Genomic DNA, 11,514 nt, shown 5'->3' on the forward strand with positions numbered 1-11,514 from the left:
CTACAACCTTTAACCTACAACTTTTAACCTTGTTAAGCCTAGTTTTTTGCAAAGTATCGTTAAGCGGGCTGGAATTTGGTTGAGATTGTTTACTAGAAAACAATCCTTTGGAAATAAATCGATAAAATAGAGGATGTAGGGTTTATGATAAGACCCAACTAATCGTCGTTTTCAACTGACCTAGTTTAAATTTCAATTAATTTATGGAACTTAGTGGCTCATCTGCCAACTCTTCTGACCCTCACCCATATAGATGGGCAGAAGTCTTGGGTACGGTAATTGCGCTGTTGACCTTAACATTACCTTTGTTGATCATCGCTTACTACTCTTCTTCAAATAACTACGTTAATGTTTTGCCACAACCCACCTACTCGCCTACGAGATTAGAAAATTGAGATACAAGTTTTTTAGATAACCAAAGAAGGATATGTGGGTGCGCTGATTTAAAAACCTTCAATAGCTCAGGTGTAATAGAAAATGCCAGCGTCATGTCTCCTAGGCAATGGCGTAAGGGGGATTCTGTGAAATCTCAGCTTTATAGAAAGTTTGAGTTGAATGGTATACCACTTGCCTTGGCTCCTTGATGATAGTTAACAGCGGACTTGGAAAAGGAGAAAGGGGAATCAGAGGAGATTGGTGTCGTCTCTTTCACCCAGGCTACCTCTGATCAAGCAAAGGGAAGGGAGACAAGGGAAAACCATCAACAATGAACAACAATGAACAATTACCAGTCTCCGTCGCTATATGCCAGCTTAAGTTGGTAGCCTTCACCCATAACCTTTCACTTTTCACTTTAACTAAATCTCTAAGGCAAAAAAACCTTTAATTTAAAGAGAATGAAAAAAATATAACTAGAAAATAAAAGAGTTTGTAAAGTTGCGGAATTTCCCGGTTTAGGGATTGAAAATTATGTCAATGTGCGTAAAGATTAATTTCGCCTAACTCCATCTTTGGGCGTATTCCCAAAATGATTTTCATCGCAAAAGGATTCTGGCAACACTTAACTAATGTAGGTTTACTGACTTTGGTTTACCTTGGGCTGGCAAACTTAGTCCATGGATTGATTGGAGGGAATACATTAGTACCACCAGTTTGGTCTCCCACAGGAATTACCCAAGCAACCGTATTACTACTAAGGGAGCATCTTTGGTGGTTAACCGAACACCAAGGAGTTTTGCCATCGGTTTCTTGGGGACAATTTTTCTGGACTGTGTCGCCTCAGAGGTTCTGGCCAGTTTCTGGGATCACTGCTTTAGGCTATATCTTGTCAGTATTGCTCTCGATAGGATTGGCACTGTGGTGGCAGCTTCGTCCTTCCCTAGAACGGCGACGAGATGTATTGGGTTTCCTAGGGGTGTCGATGTTTGCCACACTCATCGCTCCGACTGTCAGTCTAACTCACTTACACCTGAGTGGTGAATTTGATGGTAGGAATTTCGGCTGGATGTGGTGGCAATGGTGGTTAGGGGACTTAATGGTGGTTTTAGTCGTAGTACCAGTGTTTTTAGTTTGGTGCTACCTAGTGAAGGAGTTGAAGGTTGGCAGGTTCAAGGTTGAGAAAGTTGAAGAGTCAACCCAAACTAACCTCCAACTGTCTAACCAACAACCGTTAACCCCTCAAGCAAGCATAAAGATAAAGCAAATTATTTTGGTAGCTATCTGGCTGATTTCACTCTTGACAGTGAGTTGGGGAGTGTTTGGGTCGGACATTGCGCCAGAAATGGCAACCTATCCCCTCGCCTGCTTGATATTTCCCTGGCTGATTTGGGCTGCCCTCCAATTTGGTCAACGCCTGACCACCCTAGGCTGCTTGATGGTATCGAGCATTGCCATTGTAGGAACCAGTTTGGGTACCGGACCGTTTCTTGCCAGCACCGGGAACTTGAGCGAAGCAGTTCCCCTACTACAGGTTTTTATGATACTGATGGCGACAATCCCTTTATTCTTGGCAGCGACTACATCAGAACGAAACTCAGCAGCAGAGTTGTTGCGCTTAAGCGTTGCCAAATACCGCAGCATCTTCGAAAATGCTGTCGAGGGCATTTGTCAGACCACACCTGACGGACGCTATATCAGTGCTAACCCCGCACTAGCGAGAATATATGGCTATCAATCACCGGAAGAACTCATAGCAAGTGTCACCGATATTGCCCACCAACTTTACGTTGATCCTCAACGACGGGCAGATTTGCTTCTACAGCTACAGGAAGATGGTGTTGTTTCAGGGTTTGAAGCACAGATTTATCAAAAAGATGGTACTATAATTTGGATTTCCAAAAACGTGCGGGCTATCCGCGATAGTAGTAACTTTCTACTCTACTACGAAGCTACTGTTGAGGAGATCACAGAGCGCAAGCACGCTCAAGAGGCACTCCGTAACCAGAATGAACGGCTGGAACATCAATTTCAAGAGCGAACAGCTACCTTGAGGCAGCTCAATCGACAATTAATCGCGGAGGTTCTTGAACACAAGCGCATTGAGGATGCACTTAGGGAGAGTGAGGAACGGTTTGCTCTGGCTATTCAAGCTAACACCAACGGACTCTTTGAAATCAACCTGAAAACCTATGATCATTACTACTCGCCCCAATTTCTCAGCCTGATTGGCTACCCATTGGATCAAGAGGGACCGACCATTAATGAATTACTGGCGCTGATTCATCTTGAGGATCAAGATCAGGTCAAAGCCATCCTAGATAACCTATGTGCTGGACGAAGTTCTCAGCGATGCAGCGCGGTCTTGGGGGTTTCCCCCATGAGCGACTGCATCAAGAAGTGGAAACAAAGGTTTCGTCTGCTGCGCAAAGATGGCTCAATTTCCTGGATTCTCTCGACTGGTCTAGTGATCTCAGATGATCAAGGTAAAGTGGTTCGTCTAGTCGGTACCTTTACTGACATTACTGATAGCCAGAGAGTTAAAGCCTTATTAGCTGGACAAAATCGTATCCTGGAAATGATTACCCAGTGGGAGAAGCTGCCAGATGTACTAGACCAACTGGCTCGATTGATTGAGCAGCAATTTCCCAAAATTAGGTGTGCCTTCTTCCTGGTGGACAAAAATGGGGTTAATTTGCGTTATACTGCCGCTCCCAGCCTTCCAGAATCCTACATTCAGGGGATTGATGGTATGGTTATTGGTCCATATATGGGTTGCTGTGGCACTGCCGCCTATTGGCGAGAACCGGTCATGGTTAAGGATATTGCCACTCATCCCTTGTGTCGAAGTATAAGGGATTTGGCACTTTGCCACAATCTCAGAGGGTGTTGGTCTATCCCGATTTTGTCCACTCAAGGGACGGTGCTAGGCACCTTCTCAACCTATTACACTGAACCTCATACCCCAAACCGCGAAGAGCAAGAACTGGCGGATAAGGCCACCCAACTCGCTAGAATTGCCATTGAGCGCTCTGTGGCACAGGAGGATGTGCTCCGTACAAATGCCATGCTCAAAGCGCAACAAGAAGCTGCCATTGATGGAATTTTAGTGGTTGATGAAAATTTTCGGGTGGTTTCCTACAACCACCGTTTCTGTGACTTGTGGCAGACTCCAGAACAGTTGTTTCAAGCCAATCATATTAAAGAATTGCTCAAGCAGGTGAGTTCTCAACTGAACCATCCCGAAGAATTTCTGGCTCAGGTGGACTATCTTCAGGCTCATCCCAAAACAACGAACTACGATGAACTTTTAATCAAGGATGGGCGTATTTTTGACTTTTATTCAGCACCAGTGCTTACCAGTGGTGGGGATTACTATGGTAGAATCTTCTGTAACCGAGATATCACTGAACGCAAGCTATCAGAGGCAAAACTACGGCAGGCGGAACAGAAGTATCGCAAATTAGTTGAGTCAGCTGGTGATGCCATTCTGATGGCAGATGCGGAAACCGGAATCATCCTGGAAGCCAATCAGATGGCGGAACAGATGCTGGGCCGTGGGAGATCTGAAATTATTGGGTTACATCAGAGTAAGATTATTCCACGAGAACGATTCAAAGCCTACTCCCAAATTTTCCAGCAACATGTGGAGGCAGGGGGTGTATTTCAAGTAGAACTGGAATTACTGCATCAAGTTGGTACAACCGTGCCTGTAGAAGTTAGTGGGACTACTTTAGAGCTGCAAGGGAAGACAGTTGTGCAGGGAATTTTTCGAGACATTAGCGATCGCAAACAGGCAGAACAGGCGTTGAAGCAGGCTAAAGTTGAGGCGGAAGTAGCCAATCGGGCTAAGAGTCAATTTTTAGCCAACATGAGCCATGAATTACGTACCCCCCTTAACGGAATTTTAGGTTATGCCCAAATCCTCCAAGAGGAACCTAATCTGAGCGCTACGCAAAAAGAGCAGCTGAGTATTATTCAGCAAAGTGGTCAGCATCTGTTAACCCTACTCAATGACATCCTGGATCTATCAAAAATCGAAGCCAGAAAAATGGAACTGGATGTCAGAGATTTTCAGTTTCCCAAGTTTCTGGAAGGTATTGTGGAAATTGTGGTGATCAGTGCTAAACAAAAAAACATTTCATTCCGTTACGAATTCCTTTCGCCCCTCCCTGAATTTGTCAAGGGTGATGAAATAAGACTGCGACAAGTTCTGATGAACCTTTTGGGAAATGCTGTCAAATTTACAGATACTGGCGAGGTAACGTTTAAAGTTGGTTATTTGGGGTGTTCAGAGTTGAACGTTGATCGGTCTTTAACCGAAAAGCAAGGTACTCAAAAAATGCGCTTTGTCATAGCAGACACTGGCATTGGTATCCCACCAAAACAACTAGCAGAAATATTTTTGCCATTCCATCAAGTGGGTAACACTGACCGTCAGGTTAATGGTACAGGCTTAGGACTATCGATTAGTAAACGTTTAGCGGAATTAATGGGTAGTGAATTAAAGGTTAAAAGCACTGTAGGTCAAGGTAGTATTTTTTGGCTAGATTTAGATTTACCAGATGTTTCCCAGGAACAACAAGGAGGACAAGGAATTGTAGAATCCACTAAGGAAGAGAAAGCTGAAGAGGTTATGCCTGTAGCGCCATCGCCAGAGAAAATCTCCGTTCTGTATGAACTCGCCATCATCGGTGATATTAGAGGGATCCAAGAGGAAGCTAATTTGATTGAACAGTTGGATGATAAATTCATCCCCTTTGCTCAAAATTTGCGTCAATTATCAAAAGGCTTTCAAGAAAGACAAATACTGGAATTTGTGGGCCAGTACATGGATAAAAAATACCGCGAATAACCTCGTAAACCAAATAATTTAAAAAATAGATAAACTGAGTTGAAATAAAATACAAAAATTTTGTAAAATCAAGCCATTAAAATGATTGTTTAATCCAGAAATAATTTATTATATTTTTAGGGGTGTATTTTGAAGGTTTATTTTAAAATGTCAATAACTATTTTTTTGGGGAGATGATATCCGATTAGTTTGACTTTTAGAATTAGCCATTGATTAGCGACAAACCCCAATAACGAGTTCATGTGATTATGAATATTTCCTCAGTAACTCAAACTAATAATTATTCCTCTTCCAGGAAAATTACCCTAACTGAGAGCTATAACAAAATTGGCTATAAAGGTGTAATTGTGATTGTTGATGATAGTCCGACTAATTTAGGGGTGATGTTTGAGTTGTTGAGCAATTCTGGCTTCAAAGTCTTAGTCGCTCAAGATGGCTATAGTGCCCTCCAGAAAGTCAACTATACTCAACCGGATCTAATCTTACTGGATATTATGATGCCCGGAATTGATGGGTTTGAAACTTGCCGTCGCTTGAAAGCTCAAGAGTCAACTAGAGACATCCCAGTTATTTTTCTGACGGCTCGTACTGATACTCTCGAAAAAGTTAAAGGTTTCAAACTCGGTGCAGTAGATTATCTCACCAAACCAGTGCAGCAGGAAGAAGTAAGAGCGAGAGTCAACACTCACTTGAAACTCGGGCGTTTACAAAAGCAACTACAAGAACAAAATTTTCAACTTCAACAGGAAATCAAGCAGAAACAAGAAGCTGAGCATAAATATCGCAGTATATTTGAAAATGCCACTGAAGGCATTTTTCAAGTTACACCAGAAGGACAATTTATCACCGCTAATCCAGCACTCGCAAGTATTTTGGGCTATCAGTCGCCAAAAGAACTGATTAATCAAGTCACCGATATTGGGACACAACTCTACCTCGAACCGATGCGTCGTGACGATATATTAGCCCTAATCCACAAAGAAGAAACCTTATCAGACGTTGAGTCCGAGGTCTATCGGAAAGATGGTATGGTAATTTGGATTTCGGAAAATATACGAGCAGTCAGAGACAATTTTGGTGATTTACTCTACTACGAAGGGACAGTTAGCGACATTACAGAGCGAAAAAAATATGAAGATGAACTTCGTCGTGCCCGAACCCAAGCTGAGCTTTTGCTGCTTAATATCTTGCCCCAACCGGTTGCAGAACAGTTAAAAAAAGGAGAACGTACCCTGGCAGAAAGTTTTGAAGATGTAACTGTTTTGTTTGCTGATTTAGTTGACTTTACCAAACTATCAACCCAAACCTCTCCCACCGAACTGGTCGAAATTCTGAATGTAATTTTTTCAGAGTTTGACCAACTAGCTGAGGAGCATGGTGTGGAAAAAATTAAGACGATTGGTGATGCTTATATGGCTGTTGCCGGTCTGCCAAAACCCTGCAAGTATCATGCGGACGCGATCGCTAAAATGGCATTGGATATGCAAAAATTAATTGCCCAGTACAATGCTCAAACGAATCAAAATTTCCGTCTCAGGATTGGCATCAACAGTGGACCAGTGGTGGCTGGGGTAATTGGAATCAAAAAATTCAGCTATGATTTGTGGGGTGATACGGTAAATATGGCTAGCCGTATGGAATCTCAGGGTATACCAGGTGGCATTCAGGTTACAGGTACAACATATGAAAAATTAAAAGATAAGTACCTGTTTGATAAACGGGAACCGTTTGAAGTCAAAGGCAAAGGGAAAATGACTACTTATCTGCTCACAGGTCCATTAGCAATGGGTAATGGGTAATGGGTAATGGGTAATTGACCTAACTATACATGAGTTGACCCTTGACGGATTTCTTTAGTTCAGCCTTTAGATCAGCAGTTTAGCAACACCCTAAATTAAACTAACCCATGGAAAAATAACCCAGATTGAGCAACCTGTGCTACTATCTGGGAAAATCCTCCTAGCTGAGATCACCAATGGGTAAGGTTCTGGTGTTAAACGCCTCCTATGAGCCGCTCAACATCACCAACTGGCGACGGGCGGTTGTGTTGTTGATCAAGGGTAAGGCAGAGCGTATCGAACATAACGGCAAATACGTTTACGCAGATTTTCCACTGCCTACAGTGATTAGACTGCGCCATTACGTCCGGGTACCCTACAAAGAGATTCCCCTTACCCGTCGTAACATCCTGCACCGTGATGGTCACTCTTGTCAATACTGCGGTTACAGTGGTGATGACTTAACGTTAGATCATGTAATTCCTCGTTCTCGCCATGGAGGTGACTCCTGGGAAAATCTTGTTACAGCTTGCGTGCGCTGCAACGTCAAAAAAGGGAATCGCACCCCTAAAGAAGCCAACATGATGTTGCGAACCCAACCCCGGAGACCTTATAGTAGTCTCCACTTTGAAATTGCTAAAGACTTAAAAACTGGACGGCATCAGGAGTGGCGGAAGTATGTGATTGGTGCTTAGTCCGCTAATTCATCCCACGATTAATGAAGCCAAAAGGGGGTTGAGCAATGGCTAATGAGTAATGGCTAATGAGTAATGACCAATGGCTAATCACCAATGGCTAATGACTAATGACTCATAACTAATGACTAACAATTTACTTAACAGTGGTGCATCTAGCTTAGATTCAGAACAGGTTGATGCTAAAGCGCAACCGTCATCTACTCAAGATGTAAATCCTTCCGTGGGAAATTCCCAAACAACAAGGCGGCAGTCTACATCAGGTTCAAAAGTACATTCAAAAGTACAACAGTTCCAAGAGACTCTAGAGCGTCATCAAAATGAGCGGCAACTGATCATCCTACAAGATTTCCCTGACCCAGATGCTCTCTCTAGCGCTTGGGCTTACCAGCTGATTGCCCAGGAGTATAATATCCAATGCGATATTGTCTATGCTGGGACCCTCTCTCACCAGGAAAACATTGCCCTGGTTAAGCTGACTGGTTTACCAGCCAAACGCTCCAGTGTCGAGACCACAAAAAATCAAGATTTATCGGTGTATCAGGGCTATGTGCTGATTGATAACCAGGGTACAACCACCCAGCTATTACCGATTGTTACCAAGGCGAATATTCCTCTAATTGCCATCTTTGATCATCACAGTAGTCAAGGGGAGTGGAAAGCAGAATTTATTGACCTTCGTCCTCAAGCAAGAGCCACCGCGACGCTATTAACCCATTACCTTCAGGCTGGGTTACTACAGCTCGATAGTAGCATTAGTGAACATATCAAATGTGCGACAGCTTTGATGCATGGTCTGCGCTCTGATACTAATATGCTGATGCAGGCTCAGGAAGAGGATTTCTTGGCAGCTGGATATCTGAGCCGCTTCTATGACACTCAACTCCTTAACGCTATACTCAAGACATCTCGATCTCGTCGAGTGATGGATGTTATTGAGCGATCGCTTAAATATCGCATTCTCCAAGATAACTTCTCTATGGCTGGTGTGGGCTATCTTCGCTATGAAGACCGGGATGCTATTCCCCAAGCTGCTGACTTTTTAGTTACTGAAGAAAATGTTCACACTGCTGTGGTTTATGGGATTGTTTACGATGAAGACCAAGAATTAGAAGTGGTGATTGGTTCCTTGAGAACCAATAAGTTAACCCTCGACCCTGATGAATTTATCAAAGAAGCTTTCGGTCAAGACAGTCATGGGCGTTTCTTTGGTGGTGGACGCATGATGGCTGGTGGCTTTGAAATTCCGACGGGATTCTTGAGTAGTTTTAATGACAAATCCGACTATGCCAAGCTCAAGTGGGAAGTGTTTGATACCCAAGTCAAGCAAAAACTACTGCGATTAGTTAATCCCCAGGATACTGTTATCTAAACTCACATCTTGCACCATTCTCAATAAGCTTGGTTCATGTAGGGTGGGCAGTGCACCAGACAGATAATGAACCTTGCAAAGCGCGTTGGTAGGCACTGCCCACCCGAAGATTAATGACAATGGTGCAAGTACTCAGTAAACTAACTAATACCAACTGATGAACTCAGGAGTATTTTCAGTGTAGCGATCGCATTTTAAGCGAATCTCAACCATCAGCCCATGGAACTCTACTTAATTCGCCACGGTATTGCTGCTGAGCGAGGCACCTACAACAACGATCGAGAGCGGCCACTGACCAAAATTGGCCATGAAAAAACTAGTAAAGTAGCAAAGGAGCTCCATAAACGAGGGCTAAACTTTGACCTAATCTTGACTAGTCCATTGGTCAGAGCTAAGGAAACCGCTGCTATCCTCCAAGATGTTGGTTTAGGCTCATTGGTTGAAGAGTCAGAGAGTCTCGCTCCTGAGGGAGACATTCACCAATGGCTCAGCTGGCTACAGCAGAGGTGGAGAAAGACTAATGCTCAAAGACGTTTGGCTCTAGTTGGTCATCAACCGGATTTAGCGAATTGGGCGGAAATGTTGGTGTGGGGAGTATCCAATCAAAAACTAGTGCTCAAAAAAGCTGGAGTAATTGGGTTAAAGCTTCCTAATACTGGGAAGCCCTTCGGTCGCAGTGAGCTATTCTTGCTGACCTCACCTAAGTGGTTAGTATAGCCATCTTTCAGGGTTGATGGTGTTCGGAATCTCCCCCCATTCATGGGTCAGAGAAGTCAAAGAGTGCTATAATATAGTCATCACAGTAAAAATAATCTTTGTAGCACGGAAGAGTTAAGCACTAATCTCTGGTAAGTCGGCCTGAGATGAATGAAGATTCTGTAGGTAATAACGTCACGAACCCACCGTTAACCGCTAATCGCGGTATAACGGGGGCTTGAAAAAGCTCATAACGTGACCAGCCTAAGTACTCGAAGTACTCCGTTTTTTGAGCTATCACACCCTTAGATGCGTCGCTAGTCTTTTGCTCTGTGGTTAATAGTTAAACAGTCGTAAACGGGTTAGGACAGTGCTATTAGCAAGACAAACTCAAAAAACATTGGCGTTCGCGCCAGCGTGTGCGAAGCACTCAGCGAACTTCACCCTAGTAATAGGAGAGAAACACAATTATGCGTGTTTTTGTACTCGATAAAAACCTTAAAACACTAGACCCTTGTCGTCCCGCCAGAGCTAGATTATTGCTCAAACAAGGTAGAGCCAAAGTGTTTAGAAGGTATCCATTTACAATCATCCTGTCAGATTTGGAGGTAGAAAACTGTACTACTCATCATCACCAGTTAAAAATTGACCCAGGGGCAAAAACAACAGGTTTAGCAATTCGGCAAAACAACACTGTTATTTGGGGTGCTGAAATAACGCATCGTGGATTCCAAATCCGAGATGCTTTAACCTCAAGACGACAATTAAGACGTTCTCGCCGTAACCGTAAAACTCGTTATAGAAAACCTCGCTTTCTTAATCGGAAACGTCCCGAGAGGTGGTTAGCGCCTAGTTTAATGTCTAGAGTTCATAACATTCTGACTTGGGTTAAAAAACTGATTCGGTTTTGTCCGATAGCGGGTATTTCTCAGGAGTTGGTACGGTTTGACACTCAAAAGACGGAGAACCCAGAAATCTCTGGTACTGAGTATCAGCAAGGTACATTGTACGGCTACGAAATTCGAGAATACTTGCTTGAAAAATGGAACCGTAAATGCGCTTACTGTGGTACAACGGATACCAAGTTAGAAATCGAACATATCAAGCCCAAATCTTTAGGGGGTTCCGACAGAGTTAGCAATCTGGCAATTGCTTGTCACGATTGTAATCAGGCTAAAGGAAACCAGGAGATTCAACAGTTCTTGTCAGGGAAGCCTGATGTTTTGAGACGAATTCTGTCTCAAGCCAAACGACCTTTAGCTGATGCCGCTGCGGTTAATGCTACTCGCTGGAAGCTTTACAAAGAACTCAAATCTATCGGTAACCCATTAGAAACCGGTTCGGGAGGTCGTACTAAATACAATCGGTGTCGGTTTAACCTACCTAAAACACATTGGCTTGATGCTGCCTGTGTGGGGAATGTTCAAAGCATTTATGTTGAGAATTATCAACCTCTATTGATTGAGGCTAAAGGTCACGGAACTCGTCAAATCTGCCGAACAGATAAGTTCGGGTTTCCGAAGAGGTACTGTTCAAGAACTAAGATTCACAAAGGTTTTCAGACCGGAGATATTGTCAAAGCAGTTGTCACTAAAGGCAAGAAAATCGGAACTTACGTTGGACGGGTTGCCACTCGCAAAACCGGGTCATTCAATATTTCAACTGCTAACGGATTGATTCAAGGAATTAGTCATAAATATTGTCAGCCAATTCACAAAAAGGATGGTTATGCCTATACAATTT

At 43.3% G+C, this 11,514-nt stretch carries 6 protein-coding genes; all 6 read left to right on the forward strand.

Translation table 11 applies throughout. The features are described 5' to 3' along the window. The first annotated feature begins 967 nt into the window (after nt 1-967). Nucleotides 968-5,230, forward strand: coding sequence for a PAS domain S-box protein (locus F6K51_RS23100; RefSeq protein ID WP_293024613.1), 4,263 nt, complete (start codon nt 968-970; stop codon nt 5,228-5,230). Nucleotides 5,231-5,478: 248 nt separating this feature from the next. Continuing rightward, nucleotides 5,479-7,029 carry an adenylate/guanylate cyclase domain-containing protein gene (locus tag F6K51_RS23105; RefSeq protein WP_293024615.1) on the forward strand — a complete coding sequence of 517 codons (1,551 nt, stop codon included), beginning with the start codon at nt 5,479-5,481 and terminating at the stop codon, nt 7,027-7,029. Between the two features lie 176 nt (nt 7,030-7,205). Next, nucleotides 7,206-7,703: an HNH endonuclease gene (locus tag F6K51_RS23110; protein ID WP_293024617.1), complete on the forward strand. Its 498-nt coding sequence runs from the start codon at nt 7,206-7,208 to the stop codon at nt 7,701-7,703. 124 nt (nt 7,704-7,827) lie between these two features. Beyond that, nucleotides 7,828-9,075: a bifunctional oligoribonuclease/PAP phosphatase NrnA gene (locus F6K51_RS23115; RefSeq protein ID WP_293024619.1), complete on the forward strand. Its 1,248-nt coding sequence runs from the start codon at nt 7,828-7,830 to the stop codon at nt 9,073-9,075. A 219-nt stretch (nt 9,076-9,294) separates the two neighbouring features. Next, the gene (gene sixA, locus F6K51_RS23120; RefSeq protein WP_293024621.1) at nt 9,295-9,792 is read left to right on the forward strand and encodes a phosphohistidine phosphatase SixA; all 498 of its coding nucleotides are present in this window, start codon (nt 9,295-9,297) and stop codon (nt 9,790-9,792) included. Between the two features lie 449 nt (nt 9,793-10,241). Continuing rightward, nucleotides 10,242-11,514, forward strand: a 1,273-nt coding sequence (iscB, locus tag F6K51_RS23125; protein WP_293024623.1) for an RNA-guided endonuclease IscB, incomplete at its 3' end; no start/stop codon positions are given.

The sequence above is a fragment of the Moorena sp. SIO3I8 genome, from assembly GCF_010692325.1.
GTDB lineage: Bacteria > Cyanobacteriota > Cyanobacteriia > Cyanobacteriales > Coleofasciculaceae > Moorena.